General features: G+C 63.0%; 26 protein-coding genes, 1 tRNA gene and 2 pseudogenes. 17 read left to right on the forward strand and 12 right to left on the reverse strand.

Features of this window, described 5'->3' with window-relative positions; all coding sequences use genetic code 11:
- Positions 1 to 118 precede the first annotated feature (118 nt).
- The 5 genes from DY201_RS28685 to DY201_RS28955 all read left to right on the forward strand — a co-directional run bounded on the left by DY201_RS28685 (position 119) and on the right by DY201_RS28955 (position 2,077).
- Positions 119 to 313 carry a hypothetical protein gene (locus DY201_RS28685; RefSeq protein WP_131922328.1) on the forward strand — a complete coding sequence of 65 codons (195 nt, stop codon included), beginning with the start codon at positions 119 to 121 and terminating at the stop codon, positions 311 to 313.
- 98 nt (positions 314 to 411) lie between these two features.
- Complete coding sequence (locus tag DY201_RS28950; RefSeq protein ID WP_165915914.1) at positions 412 to 588, forward strand: hypothetical protein; 177 nt, start codon at positions 412 to 414, stop codon at positions 586 to 588.
- Positions 589 to 694: 106 nt separating this feature from the next.
- On the forward strand, positions 695 to 1,000 hold the full coding sequence (locus tag DY201_RS06675; RefSeq protein WP_115730521.1) for a hypothetical protein: 306 nt from the start codon (positions 695 to 697) through the stop codon (positions 998 to 1,000).
- 91 nt (positions 1,001 to 1,091) lie between these two features.
- Complete coding sequence (locus DY201_RS06680) at positions 1,092 to 1,808, forward strand: type 1 glutamine amidotransferase (RefSeq protein WP_115730522.1); 717 nt, start codon at positions 1,092 to 1,094, stop codon at positions 1,806 to 1,808.
- A 104-nt stretch (positions 1,809 to 1,912) separates the two neighbouring features.
- A complete protein-coding gene (locus tag DY201_RS28955; protein ID WP_165915913.1) occupies positions 1,913 to 2,077 on the forward strand; it encodes a hypothetical protein in 165 nt (54 codons plus the stop codon).
- Between the two features lie 168 nt (positions 2,078 to 2,245).
- Here the strand turns inward: DY201_RS28955 and DY201_RS06685 are convergent, their stop codons facing one another.
- The gene (locus tag DY201_RS06685; RefSeq protein WP_115730523.1) at positions 2,246 to 2,500 is read right to left on the reverse strand and encodes a DUF982 domain-containing protein; all 255 of its coding nucleotides are present in this window, start codon (positions 2,498 to 2,500) and stop codon (positions 2,246 to 2,248) included.
- Between the two features lie 202 nt (positions 2,501 to 2,702).
- Between DY201_RS06685 and DY201_RS06690 the strand changes: the two genes are divergently transcribed.
- Positions 2,703 to 3,122 (forward strand): hypothetical protein, encoded by a 420-nt coding sequence (locus DY201_RS06690; protein ID WP_115730524.1) that lies wholly within the window; start codon positions 2,703 to 2,705, stop codon positions 3,120 to 3,122.
- A 102-nt stretch (positions 3,123 to 3,224) separates the two neighbouring features.
- Here the strand turns inward: DY201_RS06690 and DY201_RS06695 are convergent, their stop codons facing one another.
- Entirely contained in the window at positions 3,225 to 4,250 is a 1,026-nt protein-coding gene (locus DY201_RS06695; RefSeq protein ID WP_115730525.1) for a class I fructose-bisphosphate aldolase, read from the reverse strand.
- A 311-nt stretch (positions 4,251 to 4,561) separates the two neighbouring features.
- Here DY201_RS06695 and DY201_RS06700 point away from each other — a divergent pair, with 311 nt between their 5' ends.
- Positions 4,562 to 4,942 (forward strand): cupin domain-containing protein, encoded by a 381-nt coding sequence (locus DY201_RS06700; RefSeq protein ID WP_115730526.1) that lies wholly within the window; start codon positions 4,562 to 4,564, stop codon positions 4,940 to 4,942.
- Positions 4,943 to 5,252: 310 nt separating this feature from the next.
- Here the strand turns inward: DY201_RS06700 and DY201_RS06705 are convergent, their stop codons facing one another.
- Positions 5,253 to 6,449, reverse strand: coding sequence for a phosphoglycerate kinase (locus tag DY201_RS06705; protein ID WP_115730527.1), 1,197 nt, complete (start codon positions 6,447 to 6,449; stop codon positions 5,253 to 5,255).
- 152 nt (positions 6,450 to 6,601) lie between these two features.
- On the opposite strand from DY201_RS06705, the gene DY201_RS06710 reads away from it, so the two are divergent.
- Positions 6,602 to 7,153, forward strand: a complete 552-nt coding sequence (locus DY201_RS06710) for an AAA family ATPase (protein WP_115730528.1) — start codon at positions 6,602 to 6,604, stop codon at positions 7,151 to 7,153.
- Between the two features lie 31 nt (positions 7,154 to 7,184).
- A pseudogene (locus DY201_RS29385) lies at positions 7,185 to 7,393 on the forward strand (VOC family protein); the annotation flags it as partial.
- Between the two features lie 113 nt (positions 7,394 to 7,506).
- Here the strand turns inward: DY201_RS29385 and DY201_RS06720 are convergent.
- From DY201_RS06720 to tkt, 3 genes are all read right to left on the reverse strand, one after another.
- A complete protein-coding gene (locus tag DY201_RS06720; protein ID WP_115730529.1) occupies positions 7,507 to 9,369 on the reverse strand; it encodes a potassium/proton antiporter in 1,863 nt (620 codons plus the stop codon).
- A gap of 177 nt (positions 9,370 to 9,546) precedes the next feature.
- Entirely contained in the window at positions 9,547 to 10,557 is a 1,011-nt protein-coding gene (gene gap, locus DY201_RS06725) for a type I glyceraldehyde-3-phosphate dehydrogenase (RefSeq protein WP_115730530.1), read from the reverse strand.
- 24 nt (positions 10,558 to 10,581) lie between these two features.
- Positions 10,582 to 12,570: a transketolase gene (gene tkt, locus DY201_RS06730; RefSeq protein WP_115730531.1), complete on the reverse strand. Its 1,989-nt coding sequence runs from the start codon at positions 12,568 to 12,570 to the stop codon at positions 10,582 to 10,584.
- A 283-nt stretch (positions 12,571 to 12,853) separates the two neighbouring features.
- On the opposite strand from tkt, the gene DY201_RS06735 reads away from it, so the two are divergent.
- Both DY201_RS06735 and DY201_RS06740 read left to right on the forward strand, forming a co-directional pair.
- Positions 12,854 to 13,126 (forward strand): DUF4164 domain-containing protein, encoded by a 273-nt coding sequence (locus DY201_RS06735; protein ID WP_115730532.1) that lies wholly within the window; start codon positions 12,854 to 12,856, stop codon positions 13,124 to 13,126.
- Between the two features lie 7 nt (positions 13,127 to 13,133).
- Positions 13,134 to 13,496 (forward strand): cell division protein ZapA, encoded by a 363-nt coding sequence (locus DY201_RS06740; RefSeq protein ID WP_115733638.1) that lies wholly within the window; start codon positions 13,134 to 13,136, stop codon positions 13,494 to 13,496.
- A gap of 86 nt (positions 13,497 to 13,582) precedes the next feature.
- Here DY201_RS06740 and rpoH read toward each other — a convergent pair whose 3' ends face one another.
- Positions 13,583 to 14,482 (reverse strand): RNA polymerase sigma factor RpoH, encoded by a 900-nt coding sequence (rpoH, locus tag DY201_RS06745; RefSeq protein WP_115730533.1) that lies wholly within the window; start codon positions 14,480 to 14,482, stop codon positions 13,583 to 13,585.
- 187 nt (positions 14,483 to 14,669) lie between these two features.
- Complete coding sequence (locus DY201_RS06750; protein ID WP_115730534.1) at positions 14,670 to 15,698, reverse strand: RluA family pseudouridine synthase; 1,029 nt, start codon at positions 15,696 to 15,698, stop codon at positions 14,670 to 14,672.
- A 24-nt stretch (positions 15,699 to 15,722) separates the two neighbouring features.
- On the opposite strand from DY201_RS06750, the gene DY201_RS06755 reads away from it, so the two are divergent.
- The 5 genes and pseudogenes from DY201_RS06755 (at position 15,723) to DY201_RS29800 (ending at position 17,120) form a co-directional block, all read left to right on the forward strand.
- Positions 15,723 to 16,103, forward strand: coding sequence for a fimbrial protein (locus DY201_RS06755; protein ID WP_115730535.1), 381 nt, complete (start codon positions 15,723 to 15,725; stop codon positions 16,101 to 16,103).
- Positions 16,100 to 16,504: a VOC family protein gene (locus DY201_RS06760; RefSeq protein WP_115730536.1), complete on the forward strand. Its 405-nt coding sequence runs from the start codon at positions 16,100 to 16,102 to the stop codon at positions 16,502 to 16,504. Before DY201_RS06755 ends, DY201_RS06760 begins: the two co-directional genes overlap by 4 nt.
- A gap of 89 nt (positions 16,505 to 16,593) precedes the next feature.
- A tRNA-Glu gene (locus DY201_RS06765) sits at positions 16,594 to 16,668 on the forward strand.
- Positions 16,669 to 16,853: 185 nt separating this feature from the next.
- Positions 16,854 to 16,919, forward strand: a pseudogene (locus DY201_RS29795) (MarR family transcriptional regulator); the annotation flags it as partial.
- Positions 16,920 to 16,943: 24 nt separating this feature from the next.
- A complete protein-coding gene (locus DY201_RS29800) occupies positions 16,944 to 17,120 on the forward strand; it encodes a hypothetical protein (RefSeq protein ID WP_245431915.1) in 177 nt (58 codons plus the stop codon).
- Positions 17,121 to 17,257: 137 nt separating this feature from the next.
- On the opposite strand, the gene DY201_RS06775 is transcribed toward DY201_RS29800, so the two are convergent.
- Positions 17,258 to 17,632, reverse strand: coding sequence for a tudor domain-containing protein (locus tag DY201_RS06775; protein ID WP_115730538.1), 375 nt, complete (start codon positions 17,630 to 17,632; stop codon positions 17,258 to 17,260).
- Positions 17,633 to 17,842: 210 nt separating this feature from the next.
- On the opposite strand from DY201_RS06775, the gene DY201_RS06780 reads away from it, so the two are divergent.
- Complete coding sequence (locus tag DY201_RS06780) at positions 17,843 to 18,022, forward strand: hypothetical protein (protein ID WP_131922326.1); 180 nt, start codon at positions 17,843 to 17,845, stop codon at positions 18,020 to 18,022.
- 35 nt (positions 18,023 to 18,057) lie between these two features.
- On the opposite strand, the gene DY201_RS06785 is transcribed toward DY201_RS06780, so the two are convergent.
- From DY201_RS06785 to DY201_RS06795, 3 genes are all read right to left on the reverse strand, one after another.
- Positions 18,058 to 18,549, reverse strand: coding sequence for a GFA family protein (locus DY201_RS06785; protein ID WP_115730540.1), 492 nt, complete (start codon positions 18,547 to 18,549; stop codon positions 18,058 to 18,060).
- 50 nt (positions 18,550 to 18,599) lie between these two features.
- A complete protein-coding gene (locus tag DY201_RS06790) occupies positions 18,600 to 18,899 on the reverse strand; it encodes a DUF982 domain-containing protein (protein ID WP_115733639.1) in 300 nt (99 codons plus the stop codon).
- Between the two features lie 112 nt (positions 18,900 to 19,011).
- A complete protein-coding gene (locus DY201_RS06795; protein ID WP_165915912.1) occupies positions 19,012 to 19,215 on the reverse strand; it encodes a DUF982 domain-containing protein in 204 nt (67 codons plus the stop codon).
- Between the last annotated feature and the right edge of the window lie 625 nt (positions 19,216 to 19,840).

Raw genomic sequence — 19,840 nt, forward strand, 5'->3', positions numbered from 1 at the left:
TAAGCGGTGGGCGGCATAAAGGTTCCTGCCGCGGAAAGCCTGTGCGGCTGTATGACTGGCGGTCCGACGCAGACGAGATGTCCATTGCTGCGCTCCCGGCTTGATGGAATGATGGGTCATGGCGAGATTGACGAATACGGCTCCGAACCGGGTGTTGGCCGTCGATACGATGATGGTGAACGAGGAGCCACTGCTGGCGCTGCTCAACCTTGAGACCGATGACGGTGCCGTCGAGCTTGCAATCAACCGCACGATGGCCGAACTGCTGGTCGATCAGCTCCTGACCCTGCTCGGATACGACGAGGAAGAATAACCCCTTCTCGACGGCTGGCTTGCCGTTTTCAATGGCTTAGATGGAACGCTCTGCCGCATCGGGGGTTGTCTCATGGCGAGACAATGGTGGAGCCCGCGATGTACGAGCTTATGCAGAACCTTCTGGTCGCGGCCTGGTATGGCCAGCCCTCCGAGCACGCCACTGATGCGGTGCCGGATGAGCCGGCTGTCGGCAGCGTCGGCGATCGCCTGCACCGCGATCTCGACGCGTGTTTCCAGGCGATCCACGAACAGATTTCCGAGCGTAAGCAATGAATGATCGCTTCGACGCGGCGGGCTCGGTCGGCCAATCGAAAAGGTCTGGCACTCGTACGGCTGGACCCCCTGAAGCAAGCCGGCATCTCCCGAAGGAGTAAACCCCGTGAACGTCGCCAACCTGCAACTCGAAGGCCTGCTGATGGCCATCGCCACGATCAATCACATCCTTGTTCGCAAGGGCGTTTTATCCGCTGAAGAGATCGACATCGCCTTGCGCAAGGCCGAGGCGAGTGAGACGGCGGAAGAGCGTTCCGAAGCGCTGTCATCGTCCCATCGCGATGCAGTCAACTTCCCCATCCGGTTGCTGCAGCTGGCCAACCAGTGCCAGCCGGAAGCCGACATCCCGTCGTTCTCGGCACTGGCCCGGATGGTTGGCCAGATGAAGGAGCCGTATAACGACCAGATGTGAGCTCTGCCTCAATCCTTTCGCCGCCGTGCCCCATGCCTGGTAACCGTGATTGTTTTCAGATGCGGTGAAGTGGGGCGGCTTCGAGGGCAGAATGAAAATCCTTGTTTTCCAGCATCTCCGGGTCGAGCACAGCGGCATCTTCGCCGACTTCTGGCGCGAAGCCGGGCACAGCGAGCATATCGTCGAGCTGAATGAGGGCGAGGCGATCCCCGATCTCGATAGCTTCGACATGCTGGCTGTCATGGGCGGGCCGATGGATGTCTGGCAGGAAGATGCCCATCCCTGGCTCAAGCCGGATAAGGCGGCGATCCGGCGCTGGGTGCGCGAGCTCGAGCGGCCCTATCTCGGCATTTGCCTCGGGCACCAGCTTCTCGCCGATGCGCTTGGCGGCAAGGTGGGGCTGATGAAGGCTCCGGAGGTTGGCTTAGCGACCGTCGAGTTGACGAAGGCCGGCCGTGCCGATCGGCTGTTCGACGGCGTCGCTCCGGCGATCGAAACGCTGCAATGGCATAGCGCCGAGGTTTCAATGTTGCCGGAGGGTGGCGAAGTCCTCGCTGCAAACGCGGCTTGCCCGATCCAAGCGATGCGTGTCGGCCAGAATGCGTATGGTTTCCAGTATCACATGGAGATCACCGAACGCACCGTCGGCGAATGGTCGCAGATATCGGAATATGCCGCGAGCCTCGAGCAGGCGCTGGGGGCTGACGAGGCCGGGCGGCTGGCACAGACGGTTGCGCCGCATTTGCCGGCATTCCGCAAGACTGCGCGCCTCATCAACGACAATTTCTTCGTTACCATCGGCTGCTGAGGCGCGGCCGACTTTGTCCCTGTTGTCTGGTATGGCCGACATGGCTGGTTGTATTCGAGGGCGTATCGCCCTAGGCAGGCACAAGCCAGAAAAAGAGGACAAAGATGCCCAGACCGACGAACTACAATCAGGAACGCCGCGACCGCGATCGCGCCAAGGCGGCGAAAAAGGCCGACAAGCTGGCCGCCAAGGCTGAGGCCAAGCAGCGCGGCAAGTCCGACTCGGAGATGCAATCGGAACCGGAAGGCGAAACCGAAGCGCAGGATTAGAGCCTGTTCCATTCCGATCAGATTGGAATGGCGCTGACTATCCTTGCCCGGGCCTGATCGTTTCTTAAAGCCGGCCCGCTTGTCGGGATCGTGTTCCAGATGCTGCCGGCGCCGGGCAGGGCGCATTTGTTGCCGACAGCGTATCCGGCCCTTGCTGCCAGGGCCGGCTCAGTCCTTGTCGTTGATGAAGACGTTGACCTCGCGCGCCGCGGCAATGAAGGCGCGCCGTGCGGACATCACTGGCTTTTCGCCCGACATGGCGTCGGAGCAGGCCTGAAGCGCTGCGCGATGCTTGGGGCTGCGCTTGCCGGGCCAGCTGTTGAGCAGGAAGGCGGACGCTTCTTTTGCGGTGCGAAGAAGCAGCGGGGTGCCGGCCGGATCGGCCTTCACGGTGACGGGAGTTTCGAACCTGACGTTTTCCATGGCCGCTCATACGCCAAACCGCCGAGGGAAGCGAGCCGCATAACGCCTCGTTGTTGAAGAGCCGGAATTGGCTTGGGCGTGCGACGGCTCGAAAGGCGCGCGGCACTTCCCGCGGGGGCTTGTCGGCGCTTGCCTGCCGTGACAGAGCAGGCCACGCTATCGGGTGCCATCGTCGCGCCGGACACGCCACAAAGGGGGACGAATGATCACCAAACGGATACTGCCTGCCATTCTTGGCCTGCTGGTTGCCACGACAGCAGCGGCACTTGCCGAAGGCGATCGCTACCGGGCCTTCAGCGCCACCGCAGAGAGCATCACCGGCGATATCTCGATGGACGATTTCTCCATCACCTTTGCCAATGGCCAATCCCTGAAGTTTGCGGCCTTGCTGGGCGACCATTTTGTCGTCGACGGAGAGCGGGTCAACGCCTCCCTCTACAGCGTCGAGGACCCATCGGACCCCGAGCTGGAAAACGGCAATCGGCTGTGCGGCGCCGGCGATGTGACCCATCTCGCAAGCTGGTCCGGCGGCGAGGGCCTGACGGTGGTTGCGGTGTTCACCGGCGACGAGCCGCCGGAGAGCAGCGCCGACCTGTGTGCTTCGTATACGTATCAGGATTGAGCGGGCCAGCTCTGGTCGCACGGCGCTCGCTGGTTTGCATGGCGACAGACAAAAGCCCCGGATCGCTCCGGGGCTTTTTGCATTTCTGCCTGGCGACTTGCCTTACGCGGCCTTTTCCAGCGCTGACTTCCACTGGCCGAGTGCGGCCAGGTGGTTCATGTGGGCGCGGTGGGTGAAGGCGGCCTGGCCGGCACCGAGGTTCTCGACCTTGCCCGACCATGCCTTCTGCGGCGCTGCCTGCAGCGCCCGGCCGTAGGAGAAGGTCAGCTTCCACGGGTGCGGACCGATGGCGTTGATGGCGTTGAGGTTGGCGGTTGCCTCCTCGTCGGACTGGCCGCCCGACAGGAAGGCGATGCCTGGGACCGCCGCCGGAACCGTCTCGCGGAACAGCTTGATGGTCTTTTCGGCGATCTCTTCGGCGCTCGCCTGCCTTGCGGCCTTCTTGCCGGAGATGACCATGTTCGGCTTCAGGATCGTGCCTTCGAGGTTGACGCGGGCGGCGTAGAGCTCGTCATAGAGCTTGACCAGCGTCGCCTTGGTGACGTCGTAGCAGGTGTCGATGTCGTGGGCGCCGTCCATCAGCACTTCCGGCTCGACGATCGGCACGATGCCGGCTTCCTGGCACAGCGCCGCGTAGCGGGCGAGCGCCTGGGTGTTGGCCGAGAGCGAATAGGCCGAAGGCACGTTGCGGGTCGTGTCGATGTCGATCACGGCGCGCCATTTGGCGAAGCGGGCACCGAGTTTGTAGTACTCGGCCATGCGCTCGCGCAGGCCGTCGAGGCCTTCGGTGATGGTGTCGCCGGGGAAATTGACGATGGCCTTGGCGCCGGCGTCGACCTTGATGCCGGGGATGGCGCCGGATGCCTTGATGAGCTCGACCAGCGGCGTGCCGTCGGCGGCGCTCTGGCGAATGGTCTCGTCGTAGAGGATGACGCCGGAGATGTACTTGGTCATCGCCTCCTTGGTGCGGAACATCATTTCACGATAGTCGCGGCGGCTGTCGGCCGTCGACTCGACGCCGATGACGTCGAAACGCTTCTTGATGGTGCCGGAGCTTTCGTCCGCAGCCAGAATGCCCTTGCCGTTCGCCACCATGGCGACGGCGATGTCTTCGAGACGTTCGCTCATACAATTACCTCCTGGTCAGATGCGGCGCGCATAGCAGATGGTTTTCCTGAACGGAATGCCGGCAACGAGCCTATAACCGATTGAAATTATTTCAATCGTTTTAGCTCGTGGGCAAGAACAACGCGCAGTTGTCGAGTATATGAACTTATATACTTCTGAATAGATAAAAGTACATTGACTGGCCGCGGGCTTGGCCACTTCGACTCGGCAGGACCAAGGCCATTTCGGACGTCCGCAAGCAGCAGGCCTTCGCCTATAAAATAAATGCCCTCCACATGCGCCTGTGCGCATGACGATGATGGGAGGAAGCCATGGCCGATGGCGGAATGAACGTGACGAAATTCGAGTTCAAGTCTCACAACGAACCGGACGAGGTGCGTGCGCCCGACAAGACCCGCGTCGAGGTGGTCCGGCTGACAGGTTTCACGCTTGGCCGCCTCAACATGGAGCCGGGATGGCGGTGGTCGGAATGCGTCAAGCCGGTGGTCAAGACGGACAGCTGCCAGGTCTCGCATGTCGGCTACGTCGTCTCGGGCACCCTCACGGTTAGGCTGAATGACGGCACCGAAAAGACGCTCAAGCAAGGCGCGTCCTACACCATTCCGCCAGGCCACGATGCCTGGGTCGAAGGCAATGAACGTTTCGTCTGCATCGAGGTGATGAGCGCCGAGCAATACGCCAAGCCGGCGTAAGGGCGTGGAGCTAGCCTGGGCAGGTCGAGGCTGAAGACCCCTCTCCGGCCCTTCGGGCCACCTCTCCCCAGAGGGGCGAGGAATAGGCTGGAGAAGCTTCGCGCCCTGTATCTCAACCTAGCCGTAGCCGCACTTGGCGAGCCCCGGGTTGGACTGCCGGTGAGTTGCCAGTGCAGGGCCGATTTCCTCCCCCCCTTTTGAGAGGTGCCGAGCGAAGCGAGGCTGAGAGGTGCGCCTGGCGCGAGCAACGCCGATTGTGGAATGAAAGGCGTTCCTCCCTCGCGGTGCGAGGGAGGAAAACCGCTGCGCGTCAGGCCTTGAGTACTTCCACGCCAGGTAGTTCCTTGCCTTCCATCCATTCAAGGAAGGCGCCGCCGGCGGTGGAGACGTAGGAGAAGTCGTCGGCCACGCCGGCATGGTTGAGGGCGGCGACCGTGTCGCCGCCGCCGGCGACCGAAACGAGCTTGCCGGCCTTGGTGCGGGCTGCTGCGTGCTGGGCGGCGGAGACGGTCGCCTTGTCGAAGGGGGTGATCTCGAAGGCGCCGAGCGGACCGTTCCAGACCAGCGTCGACGCACGGTCGATCCAGTCGTTGATCGAGGCGACGGTCTTCGGGCCGACGTCGAGGATCATCGCATCGGCGGGTACGGCATCGATGGCGACGACCTCGTTGGCGGCACCCGCCTTGAACTCACGAGCGATCACGCCGTCCGAGGGCAGGATGATGGCGCAGCCCGCGCTCGCTGCTTCGATCATGATCTGCTTGGCAGTGGCGGCAAGGTCGTGCTCGCACAGCGACTTGCCGACATCGGTGCCGCGCGCGGCGAGGAAGGTGTTGGCCATGCCGCCGCCGATGACGAGTGCGTCGACCTTCTTTACCAGATTCATGAGCAGGTCGATCTTGCTCGACACCTTGGCGCCTCCGACGATGGCGACGACCGGCTTGACCGGGTTGCCGAGACCCTTTTCCAGCGCCTCAAGCTCGGCCTGCATGGTGCGGCCGGCATAGGCTGGCAACTTGTGGGCGAGGCCTTCGGTCGAGGCATGCGCGCGGTGGGCGGCCGAGAACGCGTCGTTGACGAAGATGTCGCCATTGGCGGCGAGTTGCTCGACAAAGGCCGGGTCGTTCTTTTCCTCGGCCTTGTAGAAGCGGGTGTTTTCAAGAAGCAGGATGTCGCCGTCCTTCATGGCGCCGACGGCGGCCGCCGCCTTGTCGCCGATGCAGTCGGCGGCAAAGCCGACTGGGCGGCCGATGACCTCAGCGGTGGCTTTGGCAATAGGCGCCAGCGAAAGGGCCGGATCGGGGCCTTCCTTCGGGCGGCCGAAATGGGCGAGCAGGATGACCTTGGCACCCTTGTCGGAAAGCTCGGTGATGGTGGGTGCTACGCGCTCGATGCGAGTTGCGTCCGTCACCTTGCCGTCGGCGACGGGTACGTTGAGGTCGACGCGGACGAGAACCCGCTTGCCGCTGATGTTGCCGATGGTGTCGAGAGTCTTGAAGGCGGCCATAAGGTTCCCTTTCCCATGGAGAGATCGCGCGGACCATACAAATCGCCGGCGCGGATGCAAGGTTTGCGCGGCAGCACGGGCGAAATTTTGATGCTGACGACTCTTCCGGTTGCGGCCAGGAGCGGCTATCGCCGGAGAAACGGGGGGGGAACATGCGCATCGCGGTCACCGGCACGCACGGCAGCGGCAAGACGACGCTCATCGACGACTTCGTCGCGGCATATCCCGGCTATGAACACGAGCAGGAGCCTTATTGGGCGCTGGCGCAGCAAGGCACGCCGTTCGCTGATGGCGCCACGTCTGCTGATCTCGAGGAGCAATTGCAGCAGAGCTGCACGATGATCCTGGGGTCAGTTGCTTCGCCCGACATCGTCTACGACCGCTGCCCGCTCGATTTCATCGCCTATCTGGAGGTGGTCGCAGCACAAGAGGGTTTCGAGTGGACGCCGAGCGGCAAGCTGCTCGGCAGGATCGAGAAGGCGCTCGCGTCCCTCGGGCTCGTGGTTTTCCTGCCGCTGTCGCGGCCAGACGAGATCGACGTGACGATCGAGTTTCCCCGGCTGCGCAGCAAGGTGGATACGCGGCTGAAGTCGATCATCCGCAACGACGAGCTCGGACTGCTTGAAGGCGGTCCCGGCTTTCTCGAGCTGCGCGGGACGCGGGCGGAGCGGCTGGTGCGACTTGCGAACCTCGTGGCCGGGTGAGACAGGCGCGGCTCTCTGCGTCGTCTGCAGCGATGGGGAACTCGCCAGCGCCGGCAACGACTCGATGGTTGGCTTCATCGTCAAGTCTACGGCCGAGTGGATGCCTTTCATGCAAAAGTCATGAGCCATGGCGGTACAGATGAAGGCGGGCCGAACCCGCGCCCTCATTATGGGTCGGACTGGTATTCCGCATATGTCCGCGATCCGGGCAACAAGGTCTCGGTGGTTTACAACGGGTGAGATCGCAAAGGGTGCGGTGTCGATGCCTTCCATCCCCTTGCGGGGGAGGGGTGAGGCTGCCGAGCGTAACGATACGCACTTCTAGACCTCCACGACGGAGGGTTTCGATGTGCTTACGCGTCCTCGGACAATCCTTCGGAAGTCGTTGCGGCTTCCGTCCTGTTGGCCGGCTTCTGCTTGCGCTTGGCGAAGAACGCCGAGATGCGGTCGCCGATTTCGCCGGCGCTGAGGAAGACTGGCACCGGCGGCGGTGGCGGGGCGGGCTCGATCGACAGGCCAACGGCGACGATGCGGCCCTTTTCGTCGACGTCGCGGACGATCAGGTCGATCAGGCCGAGGGAGACGCGGTCGGCATATTCGACATGGCCGCGCAGCCGTTGCTTGATCAGGTCGGCGATGGTCAGCTTGAGTTCCTCGTCCTTCACCGAGGCGCCGTAGATGGCGACGAGTTCGCCGGCAAGGTGGGTCTGGTCGACGGTGAAGGCACCGAAGAAGTCTTCGTCCTCGGCATCGACCTCGGCCCGGCTGGCGAACAGTCGGTCCAGCAGACGCGGGTAGCGGTCGGGCACGAAGATGTAGACGTTGTCGCCGGCCTGCAGGCGGCCCATGTCCTGGAAGCGCATCGAGCGGCCGTCGCGAACGACGAGCGAGGGCCGAGCCCAGCGCGGAATGCGTTGGCCCTTGGCCACCGGGCTGCCTGTCACGACACGATAGGCGAGCAGCTCGTGGTGGGCCGAGCCGGGCAGCTCGAGCTCGACCTTGTCGAGCGGGCCGAAACGCTGCGGCACGATAAGGCCAAGGCGGCGGGCGAGCGGGCCGACGGTCCAGCCCTGGACCACCAGCGATGACAACACGATGATGAAGGCGATGTTGAATATTGTGCGGCCGTTCTCGAGCCCGCCAAGAAGCGGCGTGATGGCGAGCAGGATCGAGACGGCGCCGCGCAGGCCGACCCAGGAGATGAAGGCGGTTTCCTGGCGCGGGAACTTGAACGGGATCAGGCACAGCCAGACCGCGATAGGTCGGGCGACGAACATCAGGAAGAAGCCGAGCAGAAGAGCCGAGAGCAAGATCTCAGGAAATTGCGACGGCGTAGCGAAAAGACCGAGCACCAGGAACATAATGATCTGGGCAAGCCAGGACATACCGTCCTGGAAGCGCTTGAGCGTCGACACGGCGCGGATGTCGGAATTGCCTGCGACGAGGCCGGCGAGATAAACGGCGAGGAAGCCCGAGCCGCCGACGGCACCGGCCGCGGCGAAAACCAACAGCGACAGCGTCAGCACGAAGATCGGCAACAGGCCGCGGTCGAGGTTGAGCCGTTCGACCAGCTTGACGATCAGGAAGCCGCCGAGCAGGCCGATGGCAGCACCGAGGATCATCTGGACGAAGAAGCCGACGACGAGGTCGACAAACAAAAGGTCGGCGTCGGGCTTGGCGCCGAGCGCGATGATCTCGACCAGGGTGATGGTCAGGAAGATGGCGATCGGGTCGTTGGTGCCGGATTCGATTTCGAGCGTCGAGCGGACGCGCTCGCGCAGGTTGATGTTGCCGGCGCGCAGCAGGAAGAACACGGCCGCAGCATCGGTCGAGGCAACGGCGGCCCCTAGCAGGAAGGATTCGAGCCAGGTGAAGCCGGTGAGGTAATAGGCGGCGATGCCGAAGATGATCGTCGTGATGCCGACGCCGATGGTTGCCAGCGTCAGTGCCGGCAGGCCGGCCTGGCGCAACACGCCGACGGGCGTGCCGAAGCCGGAGTCGAACAGGATGACGGCAAGCGCTATGGCGCCGACGAAGTAGGCGATGTGGGCATTGTCGAAGACGATGCCGAGGCCGTCGACGCCGCTGGCCAGGCCAATGCCGAGGAAAAGCAGCAGCAAGGGGGCGCCGAAGCGGAAGGCGATCAGGCTCGAAAACGCCGCTGCCACGACCAGCGCGGTGCCTACCAGCGTGATGAGATATACCGCCTGTTCCATCCCCGACCCGTCTGCGAACCACCTTTTAGCTGCGTCGGTTGAGAGTGCGGCGAAGAAAAGGCCATGTCCAAGCAAGAATGGATTTTTGCCGGCTTGGACCAAAGTTTTTTGCATTGCGGCAAAAACGAAAACGCCCGGCTGAAGCCGGGCGTTGCAGAGTGGATGAGGCAGGCCCGATCAGCCGATGGTCTTGCCCATCACGACGGCCGTGTCGGCCATGCGGTTGGAGAAGCCCCACTCGTTGTCGTACCAGGACATGACGCGGACGAGGTTGCCTTCGATGACCTTGGTCTGGTCGAGGGCGAAGGTCGACGAGGCCGGGTTGTGGTTCATGTCGATGGAGACCAGCGGCTCGTCGGTGTAGGCGAGGACGCCCTTGAGCGGGCCGTTGGCGGCAGCGATGAGCACTGCGTTGACCTCTTCGACCGTGACGTTCTTCTTGGCCAGGAACTTGAAGTCGATGCACGAGACGTTGGGGGTCGGCACGCGGATCGAGACGCCGTCGAGCTTGCCCTTGAGTTCCGGCAGGACCAAGCCGACGGCCTTGGCCGCACCGGTCGAGGTCGGTATCATCGACATCGCCGCTGCACGGGCGCGGTAGAGGTCCTTGTGCATGGTGTCGAGCGTCGGCTGATCACCGGTGTAGGCATGGATCGTGGTCATGAAGCCCTTTTCGATGCCGAAGGCATTGTTGAGGACCATGGCCACGGGAGCCAGGCAGTTGGTGGTGCAGGACGCATTCGAGATGACGATGTGGTCCTTGGTAATCTTGTCGTGGTTGACGCCGTAGACCACGGTCAGGTCGGCACCGTCGGCAGGCGCCGAGACGATGACGCGCTTGGCACCGGCGGTCAGGTGGGCCGAGGCCTTGTCCTTGGAGGTGAAGATGCCGGTGCATTCGAGCGCGATGTCGACGCCGAGCTCCTTCCACGGCAACTGCGACGGATCCTTGATCGCGGTGACCTTGAACTTGTCGGTGCCGATGTTGATGCTGTCGCCCTCGACCTTCACTTCGTGCGGGAAGCGGCCATGGACGCTGTCGTAGCGCAGCAGGTGGGCGTTGGTCTCGACCGGGCCGAGGTCGTTGACGGCGACGACGTCGATGTCCTTGCGGCCCGACTCATAGATGGCACGCACGATGTTGCGGCCGATGCGGCCGAAACCATTGATGGCAACTCTAACGGTCATGTCTGATCCTCCTGGGGGAACGTCTTAAGCCTGAAGCCGAGCCGCGGCAGCCTTGGCGGCAGCCTCGGCGGTGATGCCGAAATGCTTGTAGAGCTCTTCGATCGGGGCGCTGGCGCCGAAGCCGTGCATGCCGATGAAGATACCGTCGGTGCCGATGAAGCTGTCCCAGCCCATGCGGATGCCGGCTTCGATGGCAACCTTGACCTTGGCATTGCCGATCATCGCCTTGCGATATTCGGGGCTCTGCTGTTCGAACAGTTCGAAGGCAGGAACCGACACGACGCGGGTCGGGTGGCCGGCGGCCTGCAGCAGCTTGCGGGCGTCGAGTGCGATCTCGACCTCGGAGCCGGTGGCGAAGATGGTGACTTCTGCATCGCCGTCGGCGGTGGCAAGTTCATAGGCGCCGTAGCCGCAGAGGTTTTCCTCGACATATTCGGTGCGCACTGCCGGCAGGTTCTGGCGGGTAAGCGCCAGCGTCGACGGGGTCTTATGGTTCTCAAGCGTCAGCTGCCAGCACTCGGCGGCCTCGGTGGCGTCCGCCGGACGGAAGACGATGTGGTTGGGGATGGCGCGCAGTGCAGCGAGGTGCTCGACAGGCTGGTGGGTCGGGCCGTCTTCGCCGAGACCGATCGAATCGTGGGTCATGACGAAGCCGACGCGGATGCCCATCAGGGACGCCAGGCGCATGGCCGGGCGGGCATAGTCGGAGAAGCACAGGAAGGTGCCGGAGTAGGGGATGACGCCGCCATGCAGCGCCATGCCGTTCATGGCAGCGCACATGCCGAGTTCGCGGATGCCGTAGTGAACGAAGCGCTGGCCGTAGTCTTCGGCCGAGATCGGCTTGGTCTGGCTGGTCTTGGTGTTGTTGGAACCGGTCAGGTCAGCCGAGCCGCCGATGGTCTCGGGCACGACGCCGTTGATGACCTCGAGCGCCATTTCCGACGACTTGCGGGTCGCGACCTTCGGCTTGTCGGTGGCGAGCTTCTTCTTGTACTCGGCAATCGCGGCGTCGAAGCCGGCCGGCAGGTCGCCGCGCATGCGGCGCTCGAACTCGCCACGAACCTCGGTATCGGCCTCGGCGAGGCGTTTTTCCCAGTCGTTGCGCTTCTTGGCCGAGTTGAGTCCGGCGAGGCGCCATTCGTCGAGGATGTCGGAGGGGATTTCGAAGGCCGGATATTCCCAGCCGAGCGCCTTGCGGGTGGCTTCGATTTCGGCAGCACCGAGCGGCGAGCCGTGGACCTTGTTGGTGCCGGCCTTGGTCGGCGAGCCGAAGCCGATGGTGGTCTTGGCAGCGATCAGCGTCGGGCGGTCGGAGCGCTTGGCGGCCTCGATGGCACCGGCGATGGCTTCCGGATCATGGCCGTCGATGGCCAGCGTGTTCCAGCCGGAAGCGGCGAAACGGGCAAGCTGGTCGGTCGAGTCGGCAAGCGAGATCGGGCCGTCGATGGAGATGTTGTTGTGGTCCCAGAAGACGATCAGCTTGTTGAGCTTGAGGTGACCGGCAAAGGACAACGCTTCCTGCGAGATGCCTTCCATCAGGCAACCGTCGCCGGCGAGCACGTAGGTGTAATGGTCGACGAGCTTGTCGCCGAACTGGGCATTCATGATGCGTTCGGCGAGCGCCATGCCAACCGCGTTGGCGAGGCCCTGGCCGAGCGGGCCGGTGGTCGTCTCGATGCCGGCGGCGTGGCCGTATTCCGGGTGGCCGGCGGTCTTGGAGCCGAGCTGCCGGAAATTCTTGATCTGCTCGATGGTCATGTCCTCGTAGCCCGACAAATAGAGCAGCGAGTAGAGCAGCATCGAGCCATGGCCGGCGGAAAGCACGAAGCGGTCGCGGTCGTGCCAGTTCGGGTTGGCCGGGTCATGCTTGAGGAAGCGGGTGTAGAGCACGGTGGCGATGTCGGCGGCGCCCATCGGCAGGCCGGGATGGCCGGAGTTGGCCTTCTCGACCGCATCCATGGACAGAAAGCGGATCGCATTGGCCATCCGGTCGTGTTTTTCGCGCGAGGACATCGTCCCTCCCATAAGCCGTGGAAACTGGGGCGATGGGAGCCCCGGAAAAGTGCGCGACACATAGCAGGCACAGGGCTTGAGTCAATAAATCGGTGCGTTTTCGCAGCCGCATTGCGGCGCCAAGTCACGCCTCAGCCACTTTCCTGTGTCGGGCTGGACACGCATAATGGGGGAAAGACAAAACAGCTTTGTTGACGCCTCCTTCAACCGGTGCCTAATGTTTCAGACTTAACGCGTTCAGAAACGTGCGCGATTCGGTGATGGGCGAGGGTCTACGGGAGCCATGACCGGGGATACGACACTCAGGGAAGTCATTGGCCGGCTAGGCAAGGCGATCGATACGCTTGAGGGCGCGGTCGCTGCACGGCTGGAACATGAGCAGGATTACGGCGAAGCCGAGGCCGAGGTCCAGCGCATGAATGCCGACCGTGCGCGGCTGGCGCAGGAACTCGACAATTCCGAAGCCCGCGCCGAACGGCTGGAAGAAGCCAACAAGGAAGTCTCGCGGCGGCTCGTGACGGCGATGGAGACGATCCGCGCCGTGCTGGACAGGTAGGATGGAGATGGCGCAAGTCACCGTTACCATCGATGGCAAGCAGTACCGCATGGCCTGCGACGAGGGGCAGGAAGAGCACCTCATCGATCTCGCCAGCCGTTTCGACCGCTACGTTCTGCATCTCAAGGATTCGTTCGGCGAGATCGGCGACCAGCGTCTGACCGTCATGGCCGGCATCATGGTTATGGACGAGCTGTCGGAGTTGCAGAAACGCGTCAAGGGCATGGAGACCGAGGTCCTGACGCTGCGCAAGACGCGCGACGACGCGCTGACCAAGGCTGACAAGAACGATGCGGCGCTGACCGGTGCGCTGGGCTCGCTGGCCGAGCGCATGGAACAACTGGCGGTCAGCCTGACGAAGAAGGTTTAGGGACGGGCCTTCATCGGAGGATGGAGACCAAACGAAAAACGCGCCGGTTTGCCGGCGCGTTTTTTTGTTTGGTGAAGCTGTCAGCTTCAGGCGTCGATGGTGCGAAGCGCCTGGGCCTGCTTCTTGGCAGCGGCCTTGACCGCATCCTGGACCTTTTCGAAAGCGCGAACCTCGATCTGGCGGACGCGCTCGCGGCTGATGTCGAACTCGGCCGAAAGCTCTTCCAGCGTCAGCGGCTCGTCGGAAAGACGGCGCGCCTCGAAAATGCGCTTTTCGCGGTCGTTGAGCACCGACATGGCGCTCGCCAGCATGCCGCGGCGGTTGTCGAGTTCGTCCTGCTCGATGAGCATGGTTTCCTGGCTGTCATGGTCGTCGACAAGCCAGTCCTGCCACTCGCCCGACTCGCCTTCGCTGGCGCGGATCGGCGCATTGAGCGAAGCGTCGCCCGACAGGCGGCGGTTCATCGACACCACTTCGGCCTCGGAGACGTTGAGGCGGGTGGCGATCTCAGTGATGTGCTCGGGCTTCAGGTCGCCGTCGTCGAGCGCCTGGATCTTGCCCTTGACCTTGCGTAGGTTGAAGAACAGGCGCTTCTGGTTGGCGGTGGTGCCCATCTTGACCAGCGACCACGAGCGCAGGATGTACTCCTGGATCGAGGCCTTGATCCACCACATGGCGTAGGTGGCGAGACGGAAACCACGCTCCGGTTCGAATTTCTTGACAGCCTGCATCAGGCCGACATTGCCTTCCGAGATGACCTCGCCGATGGGCAGGCCATAACCGCGATAGCCCATGGCGATCTTGGCCACGAGACGCAGGTGGCTGGTGACCAGCTTGTGGGCGGCAGAGGTGTCCTCATGCTCGTTGTACCGCTTGGCGAGCATGTACTCTTCCTGCGGCTGGAGCATCGGAAAGCGGCGGATTTCTTCCAGGTAGCGGCTGAGACCGCCTTCGCCGGAAACGATACTTGGTAGTGACTGGGCCATAAAGCGCCCTCCCTCTTTGCGAGATATGCCCCCTGATCCAGGCGAGCATGTGGCGCGGCTGCCGAATGCCTGTCGCGCCATGGGATCTTAATACAGGAACAAAACCAGAAAAGACACGATTTGTTCAACGCGAAACAGACTGTCACGCCTAAGTGAACAATACGAGTCAGGTTTTCTGATCGAAGGTTCAGAGATTGCGAAAGCCTTCGACCAACTCCCCCATGTCGCGAGGCAAGGGCGCCTCGAACCGCATGATCAGATGGGAAGCCGGGTGGCGAAATGCAAGGAGGCGGGCGTGCAAAGCCTGGCGTGGGAATGCCTTGACCGCGGACCTCAGTGGTTCGGGAAGCCGGTTCGACTTGGTGCGGAAGGCCTGGCCATAGTCGGGGTCGCCGAGAACCGGGTGGCCGATATGGGCCATGTGGACGCGGATCTGGTGGGTGCGGCCGGTCTCGAGCCGGCACTCGACCAGGCTGGCGGCAGCGAATTCGCCTTGCTCCGAGCCGAAGCGCTCCAGCACTGTGAAATGGGTGATGGCGTGGCGGGCGTCGTCGCGGTGTTCCGGCACCACGGCGCGGCGGACACGGTCGGCATGGCGGCCGAGCGGGGCATCGATTGTGCCGGTCATGCGCTGCGGGAAGCCCCAGACGAGCGCGTCATAGGCGCGTTCGAGGTCGCCGGTGCGGCCGTGGTCGGCGAAGGCCTCGGACAGCGACTTGTGGGCGCGGTCGGTCTTGGCGACGACCATGACGCCTGAGGTTTCCTTGTCGAGGCGGTGGACGATACCGGGCCGCTTCACGCCGCCGATGCCCGACAGGCTGTCGCCGCAGTGGTGGATCAGCGCATTGACCAGCGTGCCGGTCCAGTTGCCGGCGCCGGGATGGACAACGAGGCCGGCCGGCTTGTTGATGACGATCAGTTCGTCATCCTCGTAAAGAATGTCGAGCGGGATCGCCTCGCCTTCGGGTTCGGCCGGTTCGGCCTCAGGCATGTCGATGACCACTTCGTCGCCTGAAACAAGCTTGCGCTTGGCCTCCGCGACCATCTTGCCGCCGATGCTGACGGCGCCCTGCTTGATCAACGCCTGGACGCGGCTGCGCGACACATCGGGCGCGAGGCGACCGGCCAGCCACTGGTCGAGCCGCAGACCTGCGGCATCGGCGTCGGCTTCGAGCACTATCAAAGTGCCTGTCGCTTCGCTATCTGATGCGCTCATAACAATTGTTCCGGAAGTTTTGCCATGTCTCGGCCTGCCATCGAAGAAGAAGACAAGCCGCTCGACCCATCGGTTGAGCGCGTCCGCAGGAAACTGGTCCGCTTCTTCATCATCAATATAGGGCTGTTGTTCATCGCCCTTATGGCCGTCCTCGGCGGCGTTGTCTACAAATCGCGAACGCCGGTGGCCGTTGCACCTGTGGCGGGCGGCGACATCCAGGTGCCGGCGGGCGGCCAGATCAGCGGCGAGATCGTGTTGCCGGTGGGCGCCAAGGTGATGTCGCAGGCGCTGTCGGGCAACCGCATCTCGATCGACGCCGAGCTCGTCGACGGAAGCCGGACGATCTTCCTTTACGACATCGCCGAGCGCCGCCTGATCGGCCAGTTCCAGGTCCGCAACAAGTGAGCGGCTTTGTCGGGCGCCGCGTTGCCACCGTTTCGGTGGTCGTCGCCGACTATGACCAGGCGATCGCCTGGTATGTCGGCAAGCTCGGTTTTTCCCTTGTCGAGGATGTCGAACTCGGCGGCGGCAAGCGCTGGGTGACTGTCGAGCCGGGCAGCGGGCAGGGCGCAAGGTTGCTGCTCGCCAAAGCGGATGGCGAGAACCAAGTGGCGGCAATCGGCAACCAGACCGGAGGTCGCGTATTCCTGTTTCTGGAGACCGACGATTTTGCCCGCGACCATGCGACGATGCTGGCCAACGGTGTCGAATTCCGTGAAGAGCCGCGCCACGAGGCCTATGGCACGGTTGCGGTGTTCGCCGACCTGCACGGCAATCTGTGGGATCTTATCGAGCCGAAGCGTTGATACCCTTGCGGCAGCGTGGACGAGCGCAAATAACGCATGCCGGGCTGTTGCTTTTTCGAAAACGCCAGCCTATATCGCCGATCTCGGCTGCGCCCATCGTCTAGCGGTCAGGACACCGCCCTCTCACGGCGGGAACAGGGGTTCGATTCCCCTTGGGCGTACCAAGTTTTCCAAGTAACCCGGCAATTCCAAGCCCTTTGCTGGCAAAAGTGGCTAACCGGTGTCTGCGCTAGCCAATTTTCGTTTTACGGGCGTTCTCATCCGACCTTCTTGAACAACTTGTCCATCCCTGCGTGCGCCTGGGGAGCGCGACGGGCTGACGATCGGCGCCATCGCAGAAAGGCTGGCGCTGGAGCCAAGCACGATCACGCCGGCGGTCAAACGGCTCGAGGCTGCGGGCTTCGTGGCCCGTCAGCGCAGCACGACAGATGAACGGCAGGTGCAGGTTCAGCTGAGCAAGAAGGGTGCGGACCTTCACGCCAGGACAGGTTGCCTGACATCGGCATTGCTGCTCAATTCGGGCTTCACCGTGCCCGACATGATCGAACTGAACCGCAAGGTACAGCTGCTGCGCGACGGCATGCGAAACGCTGTCGGCCCAACGTCAATCGCTTGATGCTTCGCTCGGGCTCCCGATGGCGTGAATTTAGCGAGAAGCGATGCTCACCTCGGTGGTCTTCGGCGCTCCATTCATCGGAGTAGCGGCAGATGAGCTGGCAGGTGAGCGGGCAGGCGCTTGCCTGCCCGGCACAATCATTTCGAGCGGCAAAGGCCGGTCTTGGTGGTTTCCTTGTCGCCGTCGTCATAGGCGATGCCGACCTTTTCGCCGGCCAGCGAGGTGATCGTGCCCTTGTACCACTCGCCTGCGTTCTTGAAGTTGCATTCGACCTTGGTGCCGATCATCCAGTCGTAGGGACGGACCTTGCCGAGGCTGGTCGTTTCGCGCTCATTGTCGTCATAGCGGACGGTGATCGTGTCGCCCTCGATCTTTTCGATGACGCCAGCGAACCAGTAGCCGGACCCCTTGTAATTGCCCAGAACCCAATCGCCCTTCGTCTGGGCGCTCGCCATGCCTGCGCTGGCGAGAATGGCGCCTGCAGCCAGTAGAACCGAAAGATGTCGTGTCAAAGTACCATCCCTGGGATTTTATCCCAGCCCCCCATTGAGCTGAGAAGACATGCATATTTGAGCCGATGTGAATGTGCGGTGAAGATGACTGCGCCAGGGCGAACAATTCGAGCGAACGTGCCTGGGCCATACGCTCGTCCGCCTGGCGCCCGCGCATTGCGGAACCTTGCCTGGTTACGGGCGTTGCGGGTGTCAAAGGAGAACGCCGTCATGCTTCGAATGCTAGCACTGATTGTCGTCGGTTATGCCGCTTACAGGGTCGGCCGGGAGTTCATCGCCAGCGTGCCTTCGGATTTCGATCCCGTCCCTGCTGCCTCGCCCACGCCCAAGCGTCGGCGCAAGCCGCCTGCCAAGCCGAGCGCCAAAACTGCTACCGCGACCACGCACTGAGATTGTCTGCCTGCGAGATTGTTGTCCGCCCCGTTTCAAACCGGTCGAACGAGCTCGCTCGAAGGTGGGACTTCCGCGTCGAGGGTTTCGATCCGCTTCGGCTGTCCGGTTTCGGGAAGTTCGGACGCGGCAGTCAGGTCGCGATCGTGGTCGAACTGCCGTGCTTCACGCAAAGGGTGCAGCCAGCTCTCGCGGCGGCCGGTCCAGAGTTCATATTGAGGCGTGAGATCGGAGGGCACGACGTCGAGATTGCCGAGCATGACCTCGGCCTCATCGTCTCTCACATAGGTCACGCGGCTGCCGCAGGTGACGCAAAAGCTCCTGTTGCCATAGGTGCCAACCTGGCCCGTCTGTTCGAGCGCCGATACCGGCCACACCGCATAGGCGGAGAATGCCGAACCACTGGTCTTTCGGCAGTCGGCGCAGTGGCAAAGCCCTACGCGCAGCGGCTGACCAGTCACCCGGAAGCTAACGGCGCGGCAATAGCAGCTGCCGAATCGAATGGTTTCGCCGGTGCGATTTTCCATGACAGGGCTCCTCTCCGCTTTGACGGAAAGCCATCGGGAAACGTCCCTAGCTATAGCGGCATGCGGCCGCGCGTCGGCGGGACAATCCACGGCTCGATCGAAACCGGATCCGCTTCGCGGATGCCGACTGAGCGGGCGAAGCCGGCGAAGGCATTGCGGGCGCCGTCGACCGACAGTCGGTCCTCGCGTGCCGCATGGCAGGCCCGCATCGCCGTGTTGTAGATCGGTCCGCGCCGCTGTTCGGGCCACCTTGCGAGGAAGCCGAGCGCGTCGGCTACGGTTGCGATCTGCAGGATTGCCTGATCGGCGTCCTTGACGAAGATCGGACTGGAAAAGCTTCTGGCTGTCATCACTTCCTCCTGGGTCATGGACCGTCGTTCGAGCAAGCGAACTTGCCGGCAATGGGCGCGACAAGCAGACCAGGAAAATGGCGACGGCAGCCTTTCCCGTCAAGAATTGGTTTCAAGCCACATCGGGCGACGCCGCCAATATTCCGGCCTCGTTGCAGAAGCTTTCGAAAGCTTCCCTTGCCTCATCGACAGGGATAGAGCCGTTGATTGCAGCCTGCATGGCGTTTTCTGCGAGATAGAAGAACGGGTTGCGCTTGTCTTGCGGCCAGCCGTCAAGAAACTCGACGGCATCCGGCACCGAGACGACCTCGCGCAACGAAAACTCTCCATCCCTGACCCAGACGTTCGGTGTAAAATCCATCCACCAAAACGCGGCTGAGGACGGAGAGTTGCATCAGGTGTCTTTGCGCGCCGCGGCTTTCCGGCACATCTCTGGCGCAACTCTCGGTCCCCGCAATTCGGCTCGTCGTCCTTGCACCTCCATCTCTTAGCCACGCGCTCACGTCGTTGCCGCCGAGATGGGTGTAGGCGCCACCTGAACCGCGGACTTTGTCGGCATAGCGGTCGTCGGCGGAAAGGATGCGAGAAAAGACGCAGAATGGGATGAAGTTGCCGCGGGAGCGAGAAAGGGCCGAGCCGCCGCAGGTGTCGTGCGCCGGCGTTGTGTCGCACAGAACCATGTCGAGGCGAGGTCGACGATGGCGCACTCAGGAGAAGGCGCCGATCGGCAGCACTGAACTTGTCCTGCCGGCACGAAATCATCTTGTGCTCTCGACGCTCCTATGGGCATGAGCAGTGCTCGATCCAGGATTGCTTGGTATCAGCAGGCTGGGTTACTGCCCGGAAACGGAGCCGCCCGAGAGGGGGGGCTCAATGCCACAATGCAATTGCATCGCGACTTTCACATGCACATGCCCGTCCAGAGTTCGCCCCGCTGCCCG

Origin of the sequence: Aminobacter aminovorans (assembly GCF_900445235.1) — a bacterium.
GTDB lineage: Bacteria > Pseudomonadota > Alphaproteobacteria > Rhizobiales > Rhizobiaceae > Aminobacter > Aminobacter aminovorans.